This is a genomic window from Methylomonas koyamae (assembly GCF_019669905.1).
GTDB classification, from domain to species: domain Bacteria; phylum Pseudomonadota; class Gammaproteobacteria; order Methylococcales; family Methylomonadaceae; genus Methylomonas; species Methylomonas koyamae.
Genome location: NZ_AP019777.1, coordinates 1,201,977 through 1,225,312, shown reverse-complemented (window position 1 = coordinate 1,225,312; position 23,336 = coordinate 1,201,977). Strand labels below are relative to the sequence as shown.

20 protein-coding genes are annotated in these 23,336 nt (G+C 52.6%); 11 read left to right on the top strand and 9 right to left on the bottom strand.

Translation table 11 applies throughout. From position 1 onward, the window contains the following. Positions 1-14: 14 nt before the first annotated feature. Positions 15-1,217, bottom strand: coding sequence for a pyridoxal phosphate-dependent aminotransferase (locus MKFW12EY_RS06010; RefSeq protein WP_054758284.1), 1,203 nt, complete (start codon positions 1,215-1,217; stop codon positions 15-17). Positions 1,218-1,393: 176 nt separating this feature from the next. On the opposite strand from MKFW12EY_RS06010, the gene MKFW12EY_RS06005 reads away from it, so the two are divergent. The 7 genes from MKFW12EY_RS06005 (at position 1,394) to MKFW12EY_RS05975 (ending at position 5,682) form a co-directional block, all read left to right on the top strand. Then, complete coding sequence (locus MKFW12EY_RS06005; RefSeq protein WP_221054174.1) at positions 1,394-2,248, top strand: isocitrate lyase/PEP mutase family protein; 855 nt, start codon at positions 1,394-1,396, stop codon at positions 2,246-2,248. Between the two features lie 171 nt (positions 2,249-2,419). Further along, entirely contained in the window at positions 2,420-3,076 is a 657-nt protein-coding gene (locus MKFW12EY_RS06000; RefSeq protein WP_245006446.1) for a transglycosylase SLT domain-containing protein, read from the top strand. Between the two features lie 17 nt (positions 3,077-3,093). Then, complete coding sequence (locus MKFW12EY_RS05995) at positions 3,094-3,405, top strand: flagellar transcriptional regulator FlhD (protein WP_054758260.1); 312 nt, start codon at positions 3,094-3,096, stop codon at positions 3,403-3,405. Beyond that, positions 3,402-3,959, top strand: coding sequence for a FlhC family transcriptional regulator (locus MKFW12EY_RS05990; RefSeq protein WP_082409574.1), 558 nt, complete (start codon positions 3,402-3,404; stop codon positions 3,957-3,959). The genes MKFW12EY_RS05995 and MKFW12EY_RS05990 overlap by 4 nt, the downstream gene beginning before the upstream one ends. Before the next feature lie 144 nt (positions 3,960-4,103). Beyond that, the gene (locus MKFW12EY_RS05985; protein ID WP_054758259.1) at positions 4,104-4,448 is read left to right on the top strand and encodes a UPF0175 family protein; all 345 of its coding nucleotides are present in this window, start codon (positions 4,104-4,106) and stop codon (positions 4,446-4,448) included. A 6-nt stretch (positions 4,449-4,454) separates the two neighbouring features. Next, positions 4,455-4,943: a PIN domain-containing protein gene (locus MKFW12EY_RS05980; RefSeq protein ID WP_221054173.1), complete on the top strand. Its 489-nt coding sequence runs from the start codon at positions 4,455-4,457 to the stop codon at positions 4,941-4,943. Positions 4,944-5,064: 121 nt separating this feature from the next. Further along, complete coding sequence (locus MKFW12EY_RS05975) at positions 5,065-5,682, top strand: hypothetical protein (RefSeq protein WP_221054172.1); 618 nt, start codon at positions 5,065-5,067, stop codon at positions 5,680-5,682. Here the strand turns inward: MKFW12EY_RS05975 and MKFW12EY_RS05970 are convergent. From MKFW12EY_RS05970 to MKFW12EY_RS05960, 3 genes are all read right to left on the bottom strand, one after another. Further along, positions 5,676-8,873 (bottom strand): conjugal transfer protein TraG N-terminal domain-containing protein, encoded by a 3,198-nt coding sequence (locus MKFW12EY_RS05970; protein WP_221054171.1) that lies wholly within the window; start codon positions 8,871-8,873, stop codon positions 5,676-5,678. The two genes, MKFW12EY_RS05975 and MKFW12EY_RS05970, sit on opposite strands and share 7 nt — an antisense overlap. Positions 8,874-8,936: 63 nt before the next feature. Beyond that, positions 8,937-10,388: a conjugal transfer protein TraH gene (locus MKFW12EY_RS05965; RefSeq protein WP_221054170.1), complete on the bottom strand. Its 1,452-nt coding sequence runs from the start codon at positions 10,386-10,388 to the stop codon at positions 8,937-8,939. Continuing rightward, entirely contained in the window at positions 10,385-11,395 is a 1,011-nt protein-coding gene (locus MKFW12EY_RS05960) for a conjugal transfer protein TraF (RefSeq protein ID WP_245006445.1), read from the bottom strand. Before MKFW12EY_RS05960 ends, MKFW12EY_RS05965 begins: the two co-directional genes overlap by 4 nt. A 488-nt stretch (positions 11,396-11,883) precedes the next feature. Here MKFW12EY_RS05960 and mobI point away from each other — a divergent pair, with 488 nt between their 5' ends. After that, on the top strand, positions 11,884-12,399 hold the full coding sequence (mobI, locus tag MKFW12EY_RS05955; RefSeq protein ID WP_054758257.1) for a conjugative transfer protein MobI(A/C): 516 nt from the start codon (positions 11,884-11,886) through the stop codon (positions 12,397-12,399). Between the two features lie 126 nt (positions 12,400-12,525). On the opposite strand, the gene MKFW12EY_RS05950 is transcribed toward mobI, so the two are convergent. The 5 genes from MKFW12EY_RS05950 to MKFW12EY_RS05930 all read right to left on the bottom strand — a co-directional run bounded on the left by MKFW12EY_RS05950 (position 12,526) and on the right by MKFW12EY_RS05930 (position 18,228). Beyond that, positions 12,526-14,472 carry a DUF3732 domain-containing protein gene (locus MKFW12EY_RS05950; protein WP_221054169.1) on the bottom strand — a complete coding sequence of 649 codons (1,947 nt, stop codon included), beginning with the start codon at positions 14,470-14,472 and terminating at the stop codon, positions 12,526-12,528. Continuing rightward, positions 14,469-14,957 carry a three component ABC system middle component gene (locus MKFW12EY_RS05945; RefSeq protein ID WP_221054168.1) on the bottom strand — a complete coding sequence of 163 codons (489 nt, stop codon included), beginning with the start codon at positions 14,955-14,957 and terminating at the stop codon, positions 14,469-14,471. The genes MKFW12EY_RS05950 and MKFW12EY_RS05945 overlap by 4 nt, the downstream gene beginning before the upstream one ends. Next, on the bottom strand, positions 14,954-16,177 hold the full coding sequence (locus MKFW12EY_RS05940) for an ABC-three component system protein (RefSeq protein ID WP_221054167.1): 1,224 nt from the start codon (positions 16,175-16,177) through the stop codon (positions 14,954-14,956). Before MKFW12EY_RS05940 ends, MKFW12EY_RS05945 begins: the two co-directional genes overlap by 4 nt. Positions 16,178-16,883: 706 nt before the next feature. Next, positions 16,884-17,753: a plasmid replication initiator TrfA gene (gene trfA, locus MKFW12EY_RS05935; RefSeq protein ID WP_221054166.1), complete on the bottom strand. Its 870-nt coding sequence runs from the start codon at positions 17,751-17,753 to the stop codon at positions 16,884-16,886. A 10-nt stretch (positions 17,754-17,763) separates the two neighbouring features. Beyond that, positions 17,764-18,228, bottom strand: coding sequence for a hypothetical protein (locus MKFW12EY_RS05930; RefSeq protein WP_082409573.1), 465 nt, complete (start codon positions 18,226-18,228; stop codon positions 17,764-17,766). A 131-nt stretch (positions 18,229-18,359) separates the two neighbouring features. Here MKFW12EY_RS05930 and mobH point away from each other — a divergent pair, with 131 nt between their 5' ends. Genes mobH through MKFW12EY_RS05915 form a run of 3 tightly spaced genes read left to right on the top strand, consistent with a single transcriptional unit; the run spans position 18,360 to position 23,241 of the window. After that, positions 18,360-20,783, top strand: coding sequence for a MobH family relaxase (gene mobH, locus MKFW12EY_RS05925; protein WP_221054165.1), 2,424 nt, complete (start codon positions 18,360-18,362; stop codon positions 20,781-20,783). Beyond that, a complete protein-coding gene (gene traD / locus MKFW12EY_RS05920; protein ID WP_221054164.1) occupies positions 20,780-22,609 on the top strand; it encodes a conjugative transfer system coupling protein TraD in 1,830 nt (609 codons plus the stop codon). Before mobH ends, traD begins: the two co-directional genes overlap by 4 nt. After that, positions 22,609-23,241 (top strand): IncC plasmid conjugative DNA transfer DtrJ family protein, encoded by a 633-nt coding sequence (locus MKFW12EY_RS05915; protein WP_054758254.1) that lies wholly within the window; start codon positions 22,609-22,611, stop codon positions 23,239-23,241. Before traD ends, MKFW12EY_RS05915 begins: the two co-directional genes overlap by 1 nt. Positions 23,242-23,336 lie beyond the last annotated feature (95 nt).

Genomic DNA, 23,336 nt, shown 5'->3' with positions numbered 1-23,336 from the left:
TAAGTTCCAATCGCTTATGTGCCCTCGGGAGTCGTGGCCGAGCCAATTTGGTTTAGACTGCATAATGTACGTAATCCAGTGATCAGACGCTGAACAGCCTCACCGACTTGTACCTGGTTTAACATACCGTAGGATATTCGCAAATAACAACCGTCCTGCATGCCAAAGGCGCAACCAGGAATGGCGGCTACTTTGAATTGTTTGATCAGACGTTCGGCGAGTTCGAGATCGCTTAATGACGTTTGGATTTTTAGCAGTAAATAAAAGGCACCCGCGGTGGGTTGGACGTGGCAAATCTCCGCGATTGCCCGCAATTGTTGCAGCACTTGTAGTCTGATCTGGGCGAGTTCCGCTAATTGCTGCCGACAATAATCGACACCGGTTTCAAGTGCGCCGATCGCCGCTACTTGCGTGATGGCGGGTGGACAGATCAAGTTGGTGTCTTGAATTTTCAGCATCGCAGGTAGCAAGGCTTCCGGAAAAACGGCATAACCCACCCGCCAACTGGCAAAGCCATACGCTTTCGATAACGAATAGAGACTGATCGTGTGCTCGGCGGCATCGACTAGGCTAGCCGGGGAAAAATGCGCGGCGCCATCGTAAGTGAAATACTCGTAAGCTTCATCGCTGATATGGTAGAGACCGTGTTGTTGACACAACGCATTGACCACTCGTAAATCCTTTTCCGGATAGACCGCCCCAGAAGGGTTATTCGGGGAAACGGTGACGATAGCACGCGTTTTTGGCGTAATGACGGCTTGTAATGCGTCAAGATCGAGTTGGTAATCCTCACGCGTAGGGACCGGCACCACAACGCATCCCAGCATCTGAATCGCCATTTCCTGGTTGAAGTAATAAGGCATCGGCAGAATAATTTCATCGCCCGGATTGCTAATGGCCATGATGACATTCAAAAAGGCCATGTTTGAACCCGCCGTTACCATGACTTGATAACCCTGGTCGCAATCGATGCAATTGTCTTGTCGCAATTTGGTTCGGATAATCTCCAACAGTTGGGGATGACCCAGCGGCGATCCGTAAAGATGATCCTCCGGCAGCATGCCGAACCTCGTTATGGCCTGCATGGCGGAATCCGGTGGCGGATAGCTCACCATCCCCTGCCCCAGCGACAATGTCCCTGGCGTTTGCCGAGTCCAGTCAGCGATCACTGGAATGATGGGGGTTTGTACCTGTCGAAGTCTATCCGTATTCCGCATCAAGTCATCATGTTGTTGAGGTGGTTGATCAGTTTATTCGTTTCGCAGTATGAAGGGTATATTTTCCAGCTCAGAATTCGGTAACGCCTTGATATAAGCGAAACGTTTAAACCTGCTGTTACTGACTTTGCATTCAATCCAACAACATTTTTCAATCCATATTTTACCGATAACAAATGAATGCCAAAACCAATCAATTACGCCAATTGTTAGCCGCATCCGAGATGCTAACCATTACCGGCTGTCACGATGCCTTATCGGCTCACTTGGCGGAACAAGCCGGTTTTCCGGCGGTGTTCATGAGTGGCTTTGCGGTATCAGCATCGCGTTTGGCCATGCCTGACACGGGCCTGATTTCCTTTGGCGAAATGCTGGATCAAGGCCGCAACATCGCAAACGCCATTAGCATCCCCTTATTCGGCGATGGCGATACCGGTTTTGGCAATGCCATGAATATCAAACGTACGGTCCGAGAATACGCTCAGGCCGGTTTCGCCTGCATCATGTTGGAAGATCAACTCAGCCCTAAACGCTGCGGCCATACTCGTGGTAAATCGGTGGTAGATCGAGAGGAAGCACTGCTTCGCATTCAGGCGGCTATTGACGCGCGCAATGAAGGCGCCGACATTCTGATCATGGCGCGCACCGATGCACGCGCTACGCATGGCATTGACGAAGCGATTGCCCGTTGCCAGGCTTTTGTTGAACTCGGGGTGGATATCACTTTCCTGGAAGCGCCGGAAAGTGTTGACGAGATGCAACGTTATTGCCGCGAAGTATTTGGGTACAAGATGGTTAACCTGATCGAACACGGCAAGACCCCCATTCTGCCACGCGCGGAGTTAGCGGCTATGGGTTACAAAATTGCGGTCTATCCGCTGACTTTGCTCAACGTTTCGATCAAGGCCATGCGTGAAGCATTGATGGTATTGCGAGACGAACAATCACCGAGCGTTTTGTCTTTCAACGAATTAACCGAAGCCGTGGGATTTGCGGATTATTATGCCGAAGAGTCTCGATATAAACCATAAACAGACGTGTAAAGGTTACTCATTCAGCATTTTAGCGTTTGACTGAAAAATATCCCAACCAATACGAACATTCATTATTGGCGAAAAACCGCAAAATGAGGGGTTTTTCGGACATATAGAATTTTTGGCATCGTCGTAAACTCGCCTCAAGACCATTACGGCGAGTTTGCGATGTGTGTTGATAAGATAAAAAACCAAAAACTTAATACCAATTGCATTTCAATCCATAAATCCGTAAAGAACGTTTGGATTGTCATGCTTGGTGGCCTTTGCATCATCAGCCAACCCATGGAATCCATGGCTGCTGAATCCATTCAAACCCATAGCAACAGCCATCCGTCTCCGCCATCAAAAACCAAATTACGGAACACGCTGTGGGGCCAAGTAGCTCGTAGACATCGCATTGACCCCTATATTCTGTATGCCGTTGCGCTCACGGAGTCGCGAAAAAACGATGGGCAGAATCGTGTCATACCTTCGCCCTGGGCCATCAATAACGCTGGCAACACCTTTATTCCTGGCAGCCAACAGGAAGCCGAAGCGTTGCTCAATCAATTGATGGTTCAAGGTAAACGCAATATCGATATTGGCATTATGCAAGTGAATCTGCGGTGGCATGGTCACCGTGTTGCGAAACCTGAGCAACTCTTGATACCGAGCACCAATCTCGAAATCGGCGCAAGCGTACTCTCCGAGGCCATCCAATCGGTACCTGGCAATCTCGCACATGGAATAGGCCGATATTACAGTTGGAAAAATGAGCCGGCCGCCATCCAGTACGGGCAAAAAGTAATTGCCCTGGCGAATCAAATCCGAGCGATTCTCTAATCCATGAGGATTGCAGAATGGATGAAAACCTCTACAAACTCAATCTCGACTACCTCATCGTCGCTCAATCCTTAATTTTGTCCGAAAGCGAACCAAAAGCCATGTTCTGCTTAGGTCTCACGACCGAAGCGGTTTCATTACTCCGAAAGATGCCGCTCGAACAGTTGAAGAGCCTGGCTCGAAGCGATTGCCTGACCTTTGTTCCCCGTTTCAACGCCCACCAATGGAGCAAATTCCTAAACGCCCAAAAAACCGAAGTGCCGGATGTAATCGACGCACGAGCCATCGAACTCCTGATGCTATTGTCCTCCCATTCACCAGAGTCATGAGCAGCCATAGCGCTTTTGCTGCTCGACTCAAAGATCAGTATTGGGCCTATCAGTTACTGAAACGAAAGTTGCGTACCAAATTGGCCAGCCGGGTCATCAAAACCTTACGCCCTAAAGAATTGTGTAATCTTTACTTTTCGCTGCACCGCGAAAGCCCAGTGGCGGGACTGATCCCCAGCATTATGGCAATGCCGCAGTCACGCGAGTCGTTTCTTTACATGGCCCTATTTGCTTCAATCTATCGAAGCGCTTGCTCAGGCGCTATCAGAGCAGAAATGGATCTAAATGCCATGGTGTTTGCCTGGGACACTTTTTGTGCATTTTATCCAAACCATATTCAAGAACGCCGACCGTTTGGCCGCATACGGCCAGCAAATTTCGATGAGGCCTGGATTATCATCGAAGCCCTGAGAGACGGACTCGCTGAATTACCTTATTGTACGACCTGCCATACGCCCTATTTGGTCATTCATGGCTGTAAATACCAACAGGTCTGCCAAATGTGCGTGCTAAACCAAATTTCTAAATCTAGAGAGCGATCAACGAGTAACTGATCCTAGGAGCAGTCAGACCTAGTTACTTAGTCCCATAGCGCTCGATGCGTTGTCAAGGCAGGTCGATCCCACTTCACATTGTTGCATCAATTTTCATTCAGAGGATTATAATCCACCCATCTAATCTTCCTATGTAATCAGGCTATGAAAACTGTCAATGTCAGTGGTCTAAAGAACAATCCCAGCGAAGCCTTGCGCATGGCCCACGAGGATATGGTTCTGGTCATGAATCGAAACGAACCGGACGCGGTGATGGTCGGCCTCAAATCCGCCAAAATCATTGGTATGCCGGGTGTGCGCAAAGCCTTGGCAACAGCCTTATTCAAAGACGGAAATTTATCCCTTGCCCGCTCCGCTAAACTGGCCGATATGCCGTTGGCAAACTTTATTGCGCACGTCTCGCGCCTGGGTATTTCCGTCATCGATCAAACGACTGATGAAGTTGAGGATGATTTGGACACTCTGGACCAGTGGCTCAACCAAGTCTGACCGCTGATGACCAAAAAAGTGATTGTCGATGCGAGTCCATTGATCGGACTGGCGCTGGTGGATGGTTTAATCTGGCTGCCCCAATTATTTGGCCAGGTTTTCGTTCCCGAATCGGTTAAACAAGAAGTTTTACCAGGCAAATCGGCGCCAGGTGAACAAGCATTGGCCCAAGCATTCGACTCAGGTTGGTTAACGGTATGGCCGGAAATCATCATATCCTGTTTGGACATTGATCTGGACGCTGGCGAAACCGATTGCATCAACATTGCGCCATCATCCCCCGAAAACTATTTGCTGATCATGGACGAACGTGCCGGACGGGCGGTGGCCAAAGAATATCAACTCCAGGTCGTCGGTACGGCCGCAGTCATTGGCCTAGCTAAGAAACGAGGTTTGATTGCGTCGGCTCGAGCCGCTTTTGAAGTCTTGCACCGTTCCGATTTTCGAATTTCAGCGACGGTAATCAACAAAATTCTGGCAAGTGTCGGGGAGTGATCCAGTCGTTAAGCAGACCATTTTTCTTTGCCCTAAAAAAATGGCTTTGACTTAAAAACCGACTTGGAACGTTAGTTCAATCGCGGTAGGATTGCCCAACCGCTTAAGCATGGAGAATACAATGTCTTCACAGTCATCACTCTCAGATCGGTTCAAACGGTCCAGCCAATCGATTCAAACTCCATCAAATCACTCAATGTTTAAGGGCCATCATGCAACTGTCGATTGTCCGGAATGCCATCGAATCATGGTGCCGCGCGTCATTACCTATTACGGCCAGCCATTGAAATCAATTTGCCCATTTTGCGGAAGCACTTTTGCATCTTTCCCTTCCGGTTTTACACGATTTTTCCAATCCAGATACTCAGATGCTCCTTCCTTTTCAGTTCTTCAAAAACTGGCAACTATAACAATATGTCTCGTAGCGCTATGGTTCATTGCTGACTGGGGAAACCTATCAGATAACGTCAGTTTGTTTGCCGCATTCGGAACAGCGTTTTTTCTTGCGGTGACATTGGCTGAATTGGTATTTCAGGGAGTTGAGCGTATGGCAGCCAAGTTTTTTCATCAAAGTAATTACTATTGGGCGATATTGGTATTAGTTGCCATGTTTATTGCCCATGAGTTTCCAACGCTAGCTGGCTATGTTGCTCTATTTTTCTTTATGATTATTGCTCGTGGTTTTGTTGCGGCCTTTATCGTAACCCGGAAAAAACCAATGAAATCCACGTTTCAATAATTGATCAGTCCATGGGCTCGATTATATTGTCCTATCTGGTCAATCAGATCCCGTCTGTTTTGCCCAGCAGCACTTCTCAATAATTTAGCGATATTATTGCCATCATTTTCGCCTTCTTCATTTATTATCCGCTGCTTCGCTTCCCCCAAGCTACCTGTGTTTTCACTACTGACAGCGATCCCATCAAAGGCTTCAAACATAGCTGCACGATAATAAGCTTGTTGACTCGATGTGAGCTTGTCGGCAACTTCATTGATTCTTTGATCAGCCCAGGCTTGTGTAGCTTGAGCAAATCCCGGATAGGACTGGGATGCCGCGTGTTTAAAGGCATCCCATTTTTCAGCGCCTTTTGACCGCGCTTCATCGTAACTATTATTGAATTGCTTCAAGTACTCGTGCCCTGCAGCACCTATGGCTTCAAGATTTTTGGCAGTACTGTAGACCCCACCGCCTATGTAGTTGTAAGACAACTCTGCAGCAGATGGCGTTTCGTTGGCCGCTGCCGCAATCGATTGCCTAAAGTGCTCCGCTTTGACGTTTGCCAATTGACCAAAGCCCTCTCTTGAATTTTGTTCACGTTCAATCAGATTACGATCATGTTGCGCTTCGACACGGGCTTCGCCACCGGCAACTTTTCCCGCCGCTGAACCAATCTGTGTTTGTGCTCTTTGAATTAGCGATTCGGTTTCAGCGCGTGGGTCTTTGAGATTGGCCTGTTCGACTAATTCTTGAACCTTATCAGTTTGCGGAGCATTGATTTTCAAGGTTTCGTTGCGATTGGCGTTCCAGGTTTGATCCGCTTGCGGAGCATTGAATGCATCGCCGAGCAGTTGGTAACCCGAGATGTGTGCCTGATGCGATTGTTGATCATCCAGCGTGCGGTAACTGGGTGACGAAAAGCCAGTCAATAACGACATGCCGGCGGCCGCGTAGGCTTGGTCAGCATCGCTGATCCAACCCGCCGCTTTCCACTGCGATGCCAGCCGTTGCGTATCGCCGCGCAAGCCATATTGATCGAGTGTACGATCCAGACGCTCCATCAAGCCTGGGTCATTAGCGATTTTGTAACCCGTCTCCGCCGCACCGAAACTGGCTTGTGTCCCGAAGCGTTGTTGGGCCGATAGGGTTTGTTGATAGGATTCGCTGGCTGATACCACATCCGTTGCGCTGTGTTGCAGTGAGGACAACGATTGATTTTGCAGTCCCATGGATGCGACGTTTCGGGTGCCGGTTTGCGCATCCAGCGCCAGGCTTTTCGCCAACCCCGCCTGATAGCCCTGGCTGTCGTTGACGGTTTGACTGATGTCGGCGGCAATGGCGTCAGACTTGTCCTGACTGACTTTGAAGTCGTTTTGCAAGCGGCCAGAGATTGCGCCGCTCAATTGGTCGCTACCGAGTTTGCCACCTGCGTTAGCACTGCCGGCCACCAAGGCCGAAAATTGATCGGCGGATATGCCGGTATCGGCGTGTTTCTTGGCAAAGGCCTCACCAAACTGACGGTTGTAGGCATCAGTATAACTGGAACTGCTGGCGATTTGATTGCCCAATGACCGACTATCAAACGCATCGCTGGTTATACTCGCCGACTTCGACGCCGTGGACGACAGGCTGTTCATGAAACTGCTGGTGGCTTGCTCGGACTCGGAATATGCTGACGAAACGGCCGCACTCATGTCCTTGCCGGCGGTAAATGTCGGTAGCACCTTGTCGACCCCAGTCTGAGTCACGGCTGAAAGTGGGCTGTATTGATGCTGCGCTTGGGCATTCAATACCGGCGCCGGACTGATCACATCCGGCGTGGCGATTCTTTCGTTAATGGTGTCGCCACCGTCCATCCGTCCCAGAAAATGTGTAGCAGTGACTGCCCCACGATAAATCAGCATCAAGGTAATGGCCGGCGTCGACGCCGCCAGCATGCCGCCGATCGACAACCATTGCTGCAACTCCATATCCAGCTGGTAAATGCCCATCATGGATGGCAGGTTGTAGGTGGCCGTGGTCAGTGCCGCCATCTTGCCGGCCGCCGACATCTGGATGAACAAATTGATCACCGCCAGAATCGGCATCCACAGTTGGATCCACAGCAGCATCGAGAAGTAACCGATATTCATCCGGATGCCGACGCTGCCCAGCATCACCACGAAGGCCATGATCGGGGCAATGGCATAGCTCAAGCCTTCGATAAACGCCATCATGGGCCGAACGATCTTGGCAAACAGGGTTTGCTCGGCCGCCCATTGGGTATTGCGTTGCTGAATGGCTTGTTCGACCATCGCCGCCTTGTTCCAATGCAAACCGTCTTCATGTCGACCAATGACACCTTTCTCGAACATCGGCATAATCGCCGACATCAGCATGTAATCGGCGGCATCGACTACGCCGGGCCCTGCCAACGCATCGAAGGCATCCTGGATTTTCGGCACGGTATCGCCTGCAGTCGGCACACTCAAGGTCGGTTGTAACAAGCCTTCCAGCGCCGTCGCGAAATTGCCGTTGGCCACTACACTCAAATCGGCCCAGGCATCGGTACAGGTTTTGGTCTGCGGTTGGCCGCCGACATAGATTTGGGTCATGTAAATGTCGGAATCGAAGCGGATGGCGTTCAGGGGATCGGCATCGCGCAAGATGGCATCCACCGATTTCTGGTTGAGATCGACACCGGTCAAGGTGCATTCGCGCACGTAATTAGCAAACGAGGTTTCCATATCGCTACCGGCATTCGGCACGTTGGCCGCGCCTAGATTCACCCGCGACAATAGATTCTTCCGCACCGCCGTCAAGGTCTGCAAACTGTCGGCAAAGCCATTGCCGGTCATCGACGGTGTGGCAAAGCCTTGTTCGAACAGTCGTGTCGTGCGATAGCCCATGTTCGACATGACACTGCCGACCACCGCCGGTCCCAGCGGTACGTTGTCGACCACCACCACGCTGCCGGTATAGGCGTCCTCAATCGACACCCGCACCGACGGTGCATACAGCATCAACCACAGCACATAAGCCAACAATAAATCCTGATAGCGGATGCCACGGCCATCCCATTGCAACAAAGCCCTGAGCATGACGATGATGACGCCGATCAAGCCACCAACAGCTGCGGCGGTGCGGTAATCGCCGGTACCGGAAATCATCGCGATCGCATTGAGCACGGCTTGCAGATAGGCGGAGTCGCCCACGGAAAAGATTTCAAACATGGACGACCTGCCTTTTAATGAACGAGGGAGAAATGCATCGAGGAGAGGACGGGGAATGAGCTTTTAAGGACTTGGCCAAGCCATCCCGGAGGCCGGCAACTGCGCCACGGTACCATAGTGTTTGGGCTTCACGGTGGTCATCAGCTGCTGGTAAAACGCCATCAAGGTTTGTGGATTACCATAACGACCGGCGATGGTGACGTATTCGTCTTGAATCTGCTCACGGGCGTCTTTCAACGCATCCATCAACAACTTGGCGTAGGCGTGGTCGTTCATATGCGCGGCGGTTTGCACGGCATTCAGTAAATCGTTGACGATCAATTGTGCCAGTTCCAACGCGATGACAGGCGCCGCCTCTTCGGCCCAGAGTTTGGCAATGCCGGCGTCTTCTCGTGCCAAGTTATGGATCATGCCGCCGATGGCATCCGGCACGGTTTGCATGAAGGCTTTTTCGCTGTCGGTGATTTGGCCCGCATTGGTCGAGAATTTGTAGATCAAGCCGTTGCCGGAATTGACCGAGCCCAACAGGATCTCCATCACCCGTTGCTTCAAGCCAACCAGATTGACGTTCTGGACGATGGGTTTCAGACACTGATCGGCATCATGACCATCGCTACAGGTATACATCCGCACGGTTTGATAGCTGTTGCCGGCGTCGTTGCCATACATCAAATCCTTGATCCGCAACACCGGTGGCGGCGCGCTGATGGCATTGTTTTCGCCTTTGCCATCCGGCGCCGCTTGCGGGGCATCAACAATCACCGTGCCGGAAATACTCATCGCCGCTTCCAACAGGCTATTACCGCCGAATCGGAACCAGCCGCCAGCGTTTTGATTGACCAAAGCACGCCAGACTAAATTACCCTGGATGATCTTGGTCATGTCGACCGGGTCGTTCTGTTTGACCTGCTGTACCGGATCGCCCAGGGTGCTGGTATTGGTCCAACTGGAGAACACGTCACTGATACCTTGGGTAAACGAGGCATTGGACAGATTGGTTTTGCTTTGCAGATCGAAGGCTTTGACCGTATCGTTGACTAGGCCTTGCGCCAAACGGCAGGAGTTGCTGAACATCTGGTTCATCTCCTGGATTTTCTTTTGCAGGTCGGTCATCACCGACGCGCACCAGGGGCACATGGCGCCAACGGCCAACTGAAACGCATAGCCCGAAGCATTGGCGGCCACATTGCGCAGCAACTGCACGAATTGGTTAAAGTTGATGAAGCTGAAACTGCCGGCGAACAAGTCGATACCGCCGCAACCGGCACTGAATGATGGCGGCACGAAGGAAAACAGGTTGGTATTGGTGATGCCGTTGCGCGCCACCAAGCTGCCGCCGGTAATCACGCCCCGGCGCTGTCCCAAATGTGCGGTCGGTGCCGTGAAGTTGGTCATGGTGCCAAACATGCTGTCCATTTCTTGTTGCAAGTCGGCGTAGGCTGGAACCGTACTCTCGACCAATAAAATCAATACTACGATCTGGCGATAGCGTCGTGATAGCGAAAATGACGTCATGGCGTGCTCCCCAAATGCGCACTGCGTTGCAATGCCTGGATCAGTGACAATGGATCTTGAGTGTCCGCAGGGCTGATGCTACCGGCGGCCGGTAACAACATGGGTGTGTTACGAATGCCTTGGGTGGTTTGATATTGCGTGGCATCAATCCATCCGGATTCCTTGGCCGCCAGCAGAATCCGACCGGTGATTTCTTCCAGTGACAACGCACCTTGCGCCAACGGCACAATTTGCTTGGGCGGTTTCATCAGAAACAGCGCCGGGGTTTGTTCTACACCCAACATCGCCGCTTGGCCGTTATCCCGTTTGAACTGACTGAAAAAACCATTCGGCATCGGTAAACCATCCAGCGACACGGGATAGATTTTGAAACCGTAGGCGTTTTCCAGCATCACCAGAATCGGCGCCTGGACATGACAATAAGGACAATCGGAACGGAAGAAAAACAATAGGCCGGCTTGTGCGGCAATCGCTTTCAAGGCCTTTTCGGCCACCACGCTGGCTTGGTGATTAGCTTCATTAGCCGCAAAAGTCGCTACCGGACGGCGCACGGTTTCATCGAGTTGCGGATCGGACATCACCACATAACGCGCCGCGTTGGTAAAACGCTCGGCTTTATCCATCATCACCCGCTGCAGGTAATAAAACGCCGCCACATTCTCGGGACTGGGATCGTCGATCGCCTGGTTCAGGAAATGCTCCAGGTTTTGCTTGAACCAGACTGAGGACAGTGGTTGGGATTCTGCAGAGGGCTTGGCTTGAGTTTTGGGTTCAGTTTCAGCCTGAACGACGCTGGGCGGTTTGCTGTCAGACTTGGGTTTTTCCTGATCGGCTTTAATTTCGGGTTGGGATTTTTTAACCGGCTCCGGCAACAGCTCGTACCAAAACCAGCCTCGCTGTTTGTCGGCGAAATAGGAAACCTCTGGCGCGTCGTCTTTACCCATCGCCAGCGAGGCTTTGAGACACAAACTCATGATGATCGGCAAAGAAATGGCGTTTCGGTTCATCGCGCCATTGTCCGTCAGATTTTCCCAGCGACTTTTGCAGCTGACGACGAAAACGCCATCAGCTGCAAGATGGATCGAGTAGCGATCTTAGACCGCGACCGTAACGGCAGACGAACGCAAATTCGGCGTCAACTGAAATCGGCATCCAATATCGATTGCCTAAAATGCTGGCGTTATTGCGAATGAACGATAGCCAGCAAATACCAATAGGAAATCGACGTTCGATTTCCCTACGCTAGTAGGGAAACGTGGCAATGTTAATCGGCCCGAAATCCGAAGTTATTTCCTAGGTAGGCATGAATGACGCCGTTTTGCGAAGGCAATGCCTAAATGAACCATCCAGAAAATGACAGTGATATGCCTACTGCGGTAGGCATTTAAGGTGCAAATACCCATGCATTAAGGCGCTTTCCAAGGGTCGCAATGAACAGAAAATCCCGTTAGGCATTGTCCATGTCTATCCCTACAGTTAAGTAATAGGAAAATTCATGTCTAGCGAACAACCGTTCAACAGTCAGTCCAATCTTACTGAACAAGACCTGCTGCATTGGATCGAAACCCAGTGCGATCATCTCCAGGCGCAAGCCAAAGTACTGGTCGATGATTATTGGCGCCAATTGAAAAGCCAACGTCAGAAACACAATAAAAGCGAATCGGGCCGAATCGGCGTCCGCATTCGCTGCCGAGAAAACCAACGCGCTTTCAGCATTGAGTGGTACCGCATGGCCACATTGCGACAAAACGGCCAAACCAAACCCATTGCGCAGTACGTTAAGAAAGGCCGCGGCTATCGTTATCCGCTCGGCAACTTGCTGAGGGGCGAGCCTGCCTGGGAGACGGAATTAGTCGAAGAACTGGAAACCGAGTTTGCCCATATCCGGCAACAGCTCGATCGACTGGGAAAAATTCGGGATGCGGTGCAGCGATATTGCAGGGTAATTGAAACTGACACAGACAACAAATCATCGGTTGATGTTGCTAAAAAGCATACATTGCACAAATAAACCTGTAAGGAAGTAATAAACCCGTACTGCTGACATTTCCGGCCCATCAGTTTTTCAACTTGATATCCGGTGTGTCATAGAACTTCCGCTCACGCCCAACGATCAGCATTCTGCGCTGCTAGAGGATCATCCTTGGCTCCAGTCTTCAGGTACCAATGCCGGAGGCTTTGTCCAAGGCGGTTCTACCAATGCGTCCTGGAACCACTGCTCGCGAAGATTGGCGTGCTCTGTGACGATCAACTGGAAACCGGGGACGTCCTCTTGGGTAAACTTCAGCAATAACTCAAATAACCGGCGCACCGCTTTGAGATCGGCGTCTGCTTCAGTCTTCTGCACTGAGCCGTCGGCATCCTTGTAGACCTGCTCGGACGGGAAGTAAACTTGGGTTGGCTGGTCGATCAGGAGGAAGCTCGGGATTGGGCGGTTGTTCTGAGCCGCGAACAAATGCAGGGCAAGCAGTGCTGACAGGTGGTAAGCCAGATGATTTTCGCCGCCCCCGGTCCTGCTCATCGGAACCGGACGTTCGGGGCGATCGAAGATGATCGTCAACTGAGGCAAGTTGAGCCGCGCTGGGTAGGGAGCGAATTCGGCGTCGAACTGATGGATGTACCGCGTAACGCGTGCAGAAATATTGTTTAGAATCGAGGCCAGACGTTCGTTGCTGTCGTCGGTGCCAATCTCTTCCTCAAGCCGCCGAACCTTGTTCCTGATACGGCGATTCTCCGCTTCCAGCTTAACAAGCTCCTCGTTCGAGAGGAGAGTTTCCAGAAACAAGCTGATGCGACCAACAACGCGTGCGGCTGCATTATTGCGGTTGCCCAGCTGGGCAATGACCTCGTTGGCCGAGATCGCTGCGGAAAGCTCAGCTTCCTTCTCCCTGATGGCGCACGCAATCTTCTCCAGGTTATCAGCCAGCTCGGTCAGGTAGGCTGCGAGCTTTGGTCGCTGGCCGGTGGCAATGCGCAATTCCTTGTCGAGCGACGCCAACTCGTTTAACAGGACTGTGGCGATGGGGGATTCAAGCGCCAAGTTCCGCTCGCAGAATGGCCATTGCCACTCTCCGGTGTCGGTGTTTTTCGGTAGCGCCCTGATAGAGGCTAGCCGATCTACCTGTTCGGCAGCCTCGTTTTCGTAACCACCAGCCCGCTTCGCGAACTGGCGCGCCGAGTCTATTCTGGCCTGGATAACACGACGTTCCTTGCGTAACTGACTTAGCTCTTCCTCCAAACTTGAAATCCGGCTGCCATCGTCATCAGGTATCATCTCGGGCTTCCACGACATAGCTGACCTCAATGCGTCGATGATCCAGTCAGCGTTGGGGGAAGCGTCAGTCTTGCCAATGATTCCTACAGCCTTGGCTTCCGAGTAGAGACCGATGGCTTTTTCGTGTGTCGTATCGACGGCGTCGCGCGCCTGCCCTAACTGTTTGGTGTTGATCCTCAGTTCCCGTTGTGCCGTGCGCAGTTTAGATTCCAGCTCATAGCGGTCGTGGGAGGAGACTCCGAGCAGGATTGGAAGCGTGTCGCGGATCGCCTGCGGCTGGAATTGCTCATTCTGGCGGTAGAAAAGCTGGTCCTTGTTTGCGACCAACCCCTGCTTCTGGAATAGATAATAGAGCGTATGCTTGACATTGGTGTCGAAGCTGTTACGGCTGTGTTCAAGCGCGACATCGGTGCGGTTCTCGGGAATGCCGAGTAGACGCGACAATAGTTCAACAATGGTGTCATCGTCCGTGTTGGTTGCCAGTTCATTGAACGAAGTCGCCTGCAGTTGACTTCCTCTCCGCAACATCGCGGTACTGCAGCTGGCACCACCTGCAGTAGGAGTCGGCTTGGCAACCAGCACTTGCTCGTTCTCGAACTGGTAGATCACGGCAAACCAAGCCACCTTGTCGCGGATGACACCTTCGGGGACGTTGAACGAGGAGCGTCCCATGCAGTATTCGATGATCTCGGAAAGCGCGGACTTGCCGGTTGAAGACCGGCCGGTGATGATGTTGAGCCCGTCTATATTGAACTGGAGATCTCGGCGCTGGCCATCGTAGCTGTATATGTGGATCGAGCTAATCTTCATGGACGAATCCCGAAAGTGGTGTAAACGGTCACCCGGTCAGCGATGCGCGCGAACTCCCTCCCTACAATGCGCGCCACTTTCTGGCAGGAGATAGTCTCGTCGGTTCCGGTAACAGTCTTGCGCACCTTGTTGGGCAGTGTCTGAATGCGTCCATCGTCAGTAATGGCGATGCACCCTCTTTCCATCAGCACGCCGAACCCCTCGAACGCATAGGGCAGCATGTCGGTGACCCGGTTGGCGAAGCCCACCATGATCTGCTGGTTCTTCTCCGTGGTCTTGAGCAGGTAGCTGCGCGGATTGCTGGCGATCACCTCGCGCGATTCCTTGTGTAGGCACATGGGCAACACCAGCAGTGACAGCGAGAATGGCATGCCACGAGCGTCTATTTCTTCGTACCCGTGCAGGGCGCGAAACAGGACCAAGCCGCAGAAGGCGGGGTTAAACAAATTTCGAATTTCAAAGGGGCGCTGGTCCCATCGCTTCATTTGGCCACCCCCAGTGCTTTGCCAAGGCGGTCGAGGAACCTGGGATGCCAATAGAGCCGGGGTTCGGGTGAGGTATCTGCTAGGATGTGGAAACTGCCTCGGAGGACGTATGGTTCGGTAACACTAGTTCGGATCCGAAGGGATTCGATCTTCCCAGTCTCGAATTCCGCCCAGTTATAGAGGGTCGCGCCGGCCTCACGAAGAGCATCCTCGACGCTGTCATCAATTAGTTTCTCGAAGATGACATCTTTGTAGCGGTCCCACTCATCAACGAGACGATCTTCGTATTCCTCGACCTCTCCTGATACCAAAAGGTTCTCGCGAGCCCAGGCTGACCGCTGCTCGAACGCCCTGTAATAGTCCAGGATCGCGCTTCTGATTCGGTTGGAGGAAATGCCAATTTCTCGCAGTTGCGCCACGAACAGGCGCGGATCAGTCTCGGTGTCGATCTCGTTGACGGGAACCTTTCCGCGAAAGGTAATGGGGAGATTGTCTGCTTTATATTCCTCGGCGAAGGCGCACAGCTTGTCCGAGACCTCGTAGCCGAAGACTCCTTCCGTCCTAGAGCCGGTCAACTGTTTGATGACCGTGTCGTTCCACCAACCCTCAAGCCGCTCGAAAACGAATTCACGATGTTCGCGCCGGACGCTTCGCATGCACTTGTCCTTGATAGCCGATGGGATATCGCCGATGCGTGGACTGGCATCAAGGATAAGAATACGTTCGAGAAAATCCTGCTTCTCGGGATCGTTCAATTCGTTGAACTCCGTGGCTATCTGCATAATTAGCTTCGACTTCGACTTACTGAGCACAGCATTGGCCAGCATGGTCAAGGTGCCAGTATTGCTGGAGCCGAAGGGCTGGTTTGGGAGAAAACGGGTCAGGAACGATTCGGCTGACACCGTGCCGGTGGTGAACAGAAAGAACCGCATGTTCGATGCGGCTCGGTCATCGCGTTTGTACCTTGCCAACCAGATGTTGACGGACTTCCAGAAGTCGGTCGAAAGATCTGTCAGGCGGTCACCGACCGCCTTATGCTTTAGAGACGCCAGAGATTTGCCGCCATCGCCGTCGATAAAATTGAGGTCATCGTCCTTTTCTAGAAAGACCGCTGTGTCCTCGGGTAATTGCAGTAAATGGAGCAGGGCCAGTCTAGCTTGGTAGATATATCCCAGCCCCTGTTCGCCGGCCGAGTATTTATCGGTGGTTAGGTTTGTCATCGATCAAATCGCCATTCAGTACTCTAACCGTTGTTCAGACAAACCACTGAAGAACGTTTCGTTCTTCACTTGCTCAACTCGTATGGCTTTGCCAGCATCTTTTTCCATCAGCCTATAACGAGTGATTAGAAAGTTGATTGTGTACCTAGCTGAGAATTCTACTCGACACGACATTTCATGAATTGGCATTAAATTTTCCTTTCAGTACGTCGTCGGCGAATACAAATAATGGATGGTAATGGCTTTAATTGTAGTCGACGAATCAGATCGAGCGATAGACCTCAATAGTTCGACACTCTACAGCTATTGTCGACATCCGAATGCAATCAAAGACCTAATCTCACATTCAAACATACGTCCATAGGCACAATCCTCTACGCCACCGGCCCCTATATATAGATTAAATAAAGATTATATATAGATTAGCATCCCCAAATTTCAATACAAGAGAATCGCTGCAGACCACGAATATCATGGCCTGCGACGATTTTACATTTTACTAGAAGCGTCGGTCTAATGCCGCGTCAAACGTCGGCCTAATGCCGTGCTTTCTGTCGGTCTAATGCCGTGCCCGTCGGTCTAATGCCGTTACCTTGTCGGCCGAATGCCGTGCCTCCGTCGGTCTAATGCCGTATCCGCGTCGGCCTAATGCCGTATCGAGAGCCTTCAACCGACCCAAAATAGCGTCGGTCTAATGCCGTGCTTTTTAGTGCTGCTGGTCATCGAGAAAACGCTGTTGACTGGGCGTCGGCTGCCGTTTGATCTTCACGATATCATCAGCGAATTCAAAGCTAGCCAAAGTGCCGATGTTCACCAAGGCCTCCAACGCTTTACCCAGCCGATATTTGAAGTCGCGCAGGGTTTTCGCGCCACTGCCGCTCAGTCGGTGAATGGTGGTAATTTTCATCGGGAACGGAGCAGCATGGGACGATAGGAAACCGTGTAACCATAATGCCAAGGGTTGCTTGCGCAATTTCTGCCGCTGCTCAAATTCGATGTAGGTATAGCCCTCCTCGAACAGGCGCAGCATAGATTCGGTCAACTCCACCACGTAGCGCTGCGTCAGTTCATCACGGTAATAGCGCAGGAAACCTTTTTCACCGAAGGCATCCCGACCGTGAAAGGTGATTTCGACAAAGGCGCCGCCCAAGCGGGCCATCGATTCTTTCAGCCATTCATGTTGGCTTTTGCCGCTACCGCGCCCCAATGCCGTCAACAGCGCATGGGCACTGAAGGTCACGCTAAATCCCGGTAATTGTTGACGGGACAAGTGAACGATCTGCATCCAGACATCGAGGTCCGATTGATTGAGCTGTATGCCGAGGTAACGAACCTCAATGCCATCGACCGCAGCCAGCAGGGTGCGTTTTTTGTAGGCAATGCGTTCCTTGCCTTGGATGCCGGCGAACAATGCACTCCGCAAACAGGCATTCGGCGTACCGCGGATTGCCGATGGCCAATTGGGTAAAGACTTCAAGGGTTCGACGACCCGCAATTTGACTTTTTTCCGCTCCGTCAGAGACTGAAAACGTTCGGTGAGATTATCGAGCGAATGGTTTGTGCTATTTCTCTCCATGACGAGCGCCTCACTTCTTCAAGCTGCCAGGATTACAACCATGGCTCAGCACGTTGTGAGGAATTGGCATGGTTTTGACTAACGCCTGCTCCTGCGGTGTCATATCGAGTTGGTGGTGGCAATATTTTCGCCAGGCGCGTTCGATGTCCTGAGAATTGTCATCCTGGCGTTCGGGAACGCGTGGCGTGCTGACATTAAGGACACGACCCGCTGTGTCGTCAATGGCCACGTAAACACCAAGCGGTTGATCGACTTGCCTGACGACGTGTTCAAGCGATGCAGACCGTAATACCGAACCGCCCAATCCACCTGTCTGCCAAGCATTATCCAGGCGCCAGGGTTGTTCGGGTTGAACCGGCACAATCGATTCGATGACGGTCTCACTTATGGCAGCATCGGGCCGATTTAGCGAAGTACAGGCCGTGCCACATATTGCGGACACAAGGCAGTGGATTGCGATAGATTTGGATTTCATGGGAGCTCCAGGGCTAATTTTTAGGAGCTCGTTACACTAAACACTCTTTTGCCAGGCCTACTTGCAACTGACGTCGAATTCGTCGTCAGCTGCAAGCGACGATTGAAAAATTCCCGGCAAGATGCGGCGTTATGGAAAATACGCCTTCGACGCTCATTGCTCGCATCCGCCAACGTCTGTTTGGCGTCGAGCCCGCGCCTGCCGGTCAGGTTGCGACAATGGTTGATGAAGACGTGCCGCGTTACCCGCCATTCATGAAGGGTCTGCCGGCTGCGCCTGTGGAACGCATCCTGTCCAGTCAAACGGAACTGATTACGTCCATCGAACAGGCGCTGGCCATGCCGGATAGTCTTTATCAAACCATAGCCGCGCCGGTCATACACCGCTATGCCACCTACAGCCACTTGTTGCCGGCGTCCGAATCGCATCATCATCGCGGCGCCGGTGGCTTGTTTCGGCATGGATTGGAAGTCGCCCATTGGGCAACCCAGGCATCCCAAGGCAGTTTGTTTGCCACGTCAGCATCACCCAAGGAACGAAAAGCACAAGAATTACGTTGGCGTCTGGCGGTTTGTTTTGCCGGGCTGTTACATGACATCGGCAAACCGGTCGCCGATATGGCCGTGGTCGACGCACAGGGGCAACATACCTGGAACCCCTGCGATGAAAACATCACCGACTGGGCTGTGCGAAATGAGATCGACCGATACTTTCTGCGTTGGCGAGATAATCGTCATAAACGCCATGAACAGTTTTCGGCCTTGGTGATCGAGCGCGTCCTGACCCGCGAAGCTCGCACATTCATTCTGGAGTCCGGCCCCGACATCATGCAGGCGATGCTGGAAACCATTAACGGTTTGGACCGCGGCTCCAAAGTTTACGCACTGGTGATAACCGCCGACTGCAAAAGCGTGGAACGGGATTTAAAAGCACACTACCAAAACATCGACTCGGCCTTGGGCATGCCGGTGGAAAAGTACCTGTTCGACGCCATGCGCCGCCTGGTGAAGTCCGGACAGTGGACCGTCAACGAAAAAGGCGCTCGGCTATGGCGTTTTGAGGATGGTCTTCATATCGTCTGGCGGGCCGGTGCGCAAGAAATCGTTACCCTGCTGGCCAAAGACAAAGTGCCAGGCATTCCGCGCGACGAAGATACCTTGGCGGACATCCTGATCGAACGCGGCTTGGCAATCCCTAAGTCCTGGCCGGATGGCCGGCAATACCGTTATTGGCAAATGCAGCCCGAAGGCTTGGACAATCCGCTGTATCTGCTGCGTCTGAAATCCGCGGAACTCATTTTCAGCGGCGAGCCGCCGCTCGTGGTTGCAGCGCGCGAAATCCACGAACCAGATTCCGCAGAAAAATCCGAAACCGTTACCAGTCAGGCACCGAAAACTAGCAAACAGGCAAAAGGCAAAAACGCCGCAGTTCTGAAGCAATCCCAACGCACAGATAATCCGGCGTCAGATTTGCCAGAAGCAACCTCACCAGAACCCGGGCTTGACCCAAGCGCCCTACCCGACCCGCTGCTTACCAAATCGGCACCAGCCATTTCGAATTCGCAAGACGCGAAGGACACGACGACCTTGCCATCAGATCCCGATCAAGGACTGTCGCAAGCCAAATCAACCGATGGGACCCATTCGTTGTGTCAGACAGAGCAACCGGAAAACGCAACGTCAGCCAAACCAACCCACTCAGAAAAAACGGCTTCAGCCGCAATACCCGATCTCTCGACAACAGACACGAAATGCATTTCTAATCCGGTCGACAGCGCCAAGTGCTGGTTGGAAAACCATGGCGATGCTGGTCAATGGCTGATGGATATCGCCTCCATGCTCAATCAAGGCCAATGGCAGTTAGGCAGCGATCTATTGAAAGTCCAGGAGAAATATTTGCTGCCGTTTCCGGCGACGGCTGAAAAACTAGCCGTTGATCCGCCTCAGTTCATCAAAACATTTGAGGCTACCGGCTGGCTGGTGACCGATGTCCTGTCGCCGATGCGCAAGGTACAAACCCTCCAATCGGTCCGCGGTGTCCTGCTGACATTGGAACCGAGCTCGGCTTTGAAGGCGTTATTGAAATGCCATGGCGAAACCATGCTGACAGCTGGATCAGTGCGACCTCAAAGCAGCAATACCGACAATGCCAAAGTTCTGGTTGAACCTTCTCAGACTCAAGACGACGAGAACGGAGAGCCTAAGGCTGGCCGGTCCAAGTCAAAAGCGTCAGGCAAGGAAAAATCCATAAGCGGCAAGGGGTCAGACAGTTCGGTCAATTCCAAGCCTGTAAAAGTAAGTTCTCCCCTATCAACCCCACCGGCAAAACCAGGAATGATCGACTTGCTAATCACGCATGTGCGACAACAAAACATTCCGCCCGATGAATCATCACCAGACGGTCACTGGCACACAGTGTCCAATACCGAGCTGGAACAGTTTCTGACCCAACATCCGACGGTCAAGCGCACTCGCCTGATGCTCGATATTGCTAACCATCCAGATTGTCGCTCGGTCAGTGCCACGGAGGGCATTCAGGTGAGATTACGCCCATGAAATCCGATTACGACTATCAGTTTCCTTGGCGCCCGATTTTCGAGGTCTATGCCATCTCGGGTTGGTTGGGCGGCGCCGGTTTGGCGAATTTCACCAGTCGGTGGTCGGGATTGCCGCGTGAGCCCTTCGATTGGTTGATGACGGCGTGCGGGGTAATGGCGTGTTGGCGATTGTTACCGGCATTAAGTCTCTGGCACCGCAAACGCCGGTTGCGACAGTTTCGATTCCAATACCTGGAGGCCGAAAAGCTGGTAACGATGGTGAAGCGCAACCCCGAGGCTTTGTGGTTCGGCTGGGGATTCGATTGGGTACAAAAGCATGCGCAATTGGCCTATGAGATTTTAAAACGCGATGTCTCGACCTTGATTCCCAGCGATCATCAACGCATGGGCTCGGCTTGGATACACGGCCTGGAAGTCTCCGAAAACGACATTCGTCAGCCTTTGCAGCATACCGCCGGCCATACGCTGCTGGTCGGTACCACTGGCGCCGGTAAAACCCGAGCCTTTGACGTGTTGGTGACGCAAGCCGTGTTGCGCGGCGAAGCGGTGATCATCATCGACCCCAAAGGCGACAAGGACTTGATGGCCTGTGCCAAACGCGCCTGTGCCTTGGCCAAGCGTCCGGACCGTTTCGTGTATTTCCACCCGGCGTTTCCGGAAGACAGCGTGCGACTTGACCCTCTGCACAATTTCAACCGGCCTTCGGAAATCGCCAGCCGCATCAGCGCCATTTCGCCCAGCGAAAGCAGTAACGACCCATTCAAGGCCTTTGGCCAAAAATCGCTGGATAACGTGATTCAGGGGTTGATGGTGATCGAGGAACGGCCAACCCTGGTGAAACTGCGCCGTTACCTCGAAGGCGGTCCCTCCACGTTGGTGATTCAAGCTCTGGAACGTTATTTCGACAATAACCTGGGGCATTGGCGGCAAGAGGCGCGGCCTTACCTGAAGAATGCCAAGGAAATCGATTCCAAAGCGCTGGGACTGGTCAAGTTTTACCGGGAAGTCGTGCAGTATCAACTGCCCAATTTGGATTTGGAAGGCCTGTTGTCCTTGTTCGAACACGACCGGGCGCACTTCAGCAAGATGGTCGCCTCCTTGATTCCGATCATGAACATGCTGACCTCGGGTTCTTTAGGCCCCCTGCTCTCCCCTAACCCTCATGATATAGACGATCTTAGGCCGATCACCAATACCGGCCACATCATCGAAAAAGCCCAGGTTGCTTACATCGGCCTGGATTCGTTATCGGATGGCATGGTGGGCAGTGCGATTGGTTCGATTCTGTTGGCCGACTTGGCCGCTGTCGCCGGCGACCGTTACAACTACGGCGTCTCGGACCGACCCGTGAATGTGTTCGTCGACGAGGCGGCGGAAGTCATCAACGATCCCTTCATTCAGGTTTTGAACAAAGGCCGCGGCGCCAAGATTCGGCTGTTCATCGCTACGCAAACTTTTGCCGACTTTGCCGCCCGCACGGGTTCCCAGGACAAAGCACGACAAGTGCTGGGTAACGTCAATAACCTGATCGCGCTCAGGATCATGGACAGCGAAACCCAGCAGTACATCACCGACAACCTGCCGAAAACCCGGCTCAAATACATCATGCGCACCCAAGGCGTAGCCACTAGTGCGACCAATCCCACCGTGTTTTCCGGCAATGTCGGCGAACGCCTGATGGAAGAAGAAGGCGATTTGTTTGCACCGCAATTGTTGGGGCAACTCCCCGATCTGCATTACATCGCCAAGTTGTCCGGCGGCCGGATCGTCAAAGGCCGCTTGCCGATACTGCGGTCGGCACAAGACCGTCAAGGCGCTAGCTGATGACACGCAATCTGTTGTTCAGCCTGATGCTTTGGCTACTGGAAGTGATCCTGGTGGCCAGTTTCGTGTCCGACCGCTGGACGCGCGAACTGCAGCGCGCCGAAGACCGGATGATGATCGGCTATTTTGGCGCCAATAAAGAATCGCAGATCAATCACACCGCGCAACGCTGGTTTGATCGCTTGTTCGTCAGCACCGGTATTCGAGACAGCGTGTTCCGCTACTTCATTCCGACCGAGCGCGAACGCCAGATGTCCAAGGGTTTCGAGGATGTGGGCCGCAACGATCTGTTTCCGTTTATCGAAAGTCGGCTCAACGTGCTGTGGGACACCATCTTTCAAATGATCAAGCGCCTGACTACCGCCTGTATCTGGTTGCCCTATCTGGCGACTTCATTGCTGCCGTTTGTCGTCGACGGATTGGTGCGGCGTAAGATCAGCCAGACCAACTTCGATTACCCTAGCCCCATGGCCCATCGCTACAGCCTCTACCTGATTCTAGGTGCGTTGTATCTGCTATTGGTTAGTTTGACCCTGCCGTTTCCGATTCCGCCGCAAGCTGTCCCGGTGGGCGTCTTTGTCGTCGCCTACGCCGTCAACGTGCTGTTGGCCAATACGCAAAAGCGGGTGTAGGTGTTCCATGAATGTCATCTGTTTTCTGCACGGCATGATCCACACACATCCGGCGCATTACCCCAGGCTCAGGCAAAACCCCAAACTTGTTTTAC

Coding starts and splice junctions, on each gene's coding strand:
- traD (WP_221054164.1), top strand. CDS start 20,780: ATGAAATCCGATTACGACTATCAGTTTCCTTGGCGCCCGATTTTCGAG.
- MKFW12EY_RS06010 (WP_054758284.1), bottom strand. CDS start 1,217: ATGCGGAATACGGATAGACTTCGACAGGTACAAACCCCCATCATTCCA.
- MKFW12EY_RS05960 (WP_245006445.1), bottom strand. CDS start 11,395: ATGAACCGAAACGCCATTTCTTTGCCGATCATCATGAGTTTGTGTCTC.
- MKFW12EY_RS05940 (WP_221054167.1), bottom strand. CDS start 16,177: ATGACAAACCTAACCACCGATAAATACTCGGCCGGCGAACAGGGGCTG.
- MKFW12EY_RS05995 (WP_054758260.1), top strand. CDS start 3,094: ATGGATGAAAACCTCTACAAACTCAATCTCGACTACCTCATCGTCGCT.
- MKFW12EY_RS05945 (WP_221054168.1), bottom strand. CDS start 14,957: ATGAAGCGATGGGACCAGCGCCCCTTTGAAATTCGAAATTTGTTTAAC.
- trfA (WP_221054166.1), bottom strand. CDS start 17,753: ATGGAGAGAAATAGCACAAACCATTCGCTCGATAATCTCACCGAACGT.
- MKFW12EY_RS05965 (WP_221054170.1), bottom strand. CDS start 10,388: ATGACGTCATTTTCGCTATCACGACGCTATCGCCAGATCGTAGTATTG.
- MKFW12EY_RS05985 (WP_054758259.1), top strand. CDS start 4,104: ATGAAAACTGTCAATGTCAGTGGTCTAAAGAACAATCCCAGCGAAGCC.
- mobH (WP_221054165.1), top strand. CDS start 18,360: ATGGAAAATACGCCTTCGACGCTCATTGCTCGCATCCGCCAACGTCTG.
- MKFW12EY_RS05970 (WP_221054171.1), bottom strand. CDS start 8,873: ATGTTTGAAATCTTTTCCGTGGGCGACTCCGCCTATCTGCAAGCCGTG.
- MKFW12EY_RS05950 (WP_221054169.1), bottom strand. CDS start 14,472: ATGAAGATTAGCTCGATCCACATATACAGCTACGATGGCCAGCGCCGA.
- MKFW12EY_RS05990 (WP_082409574.1), top strand. CDS start 3,402: ATGAGCAGCCATAGCGCTTTTGCTGCTCGACTCAAAGATCAGTATTGG.
- MKFW12EY_RS05915 (WP_054758254.1), top strand. CDS start 22,609: ATGACACGCAATCTGTTGTTCAGCCTGATGCTTTGGCTACTGGAAGTG.
- MKFW12EY_RS05980 (WP_221054173.1), top strand. CDS start 4,455: ATGACCAAAAAAGTGATTGTCGATGCGAGTCCATTGATCGGACTGGCG.
- mobI (WP_054758257.1), top strand. CDS start 11,884: ATGTCTAGCGAACAACCGTTCAACAGTCAGTCCAATCTTACTGAACAA.
- MKFW12EY_RS05930 (WP_082409573.1), bottom strand. CDS start 18,228: ATGAAATCCAAATCTATCGCAATCCACTGCCTTGTGTCCGCAATATGT.
- MKFW12EY_RS06000 (WP_245006446.1), top strand. CDS start 2,420: ATGTGTGTTGATAAGATAAAAAACCAAAAACTTAATACCAATTGCATT.
- MKFW12EY_RS06005 (WP_221054174.1), top strand. CDS start 1,394: ATGAATGCCAAAACCAATCAATTACGCCAATTGTTAGCCGCATCCGAG.
- MKFW12EY_RS05975 (WP_221054172.1), top strand. CDS start 5,065: ATGTCTTCACAGTCATCACTCTCAGATCGGTTCAAACGGTCCAGCCAA.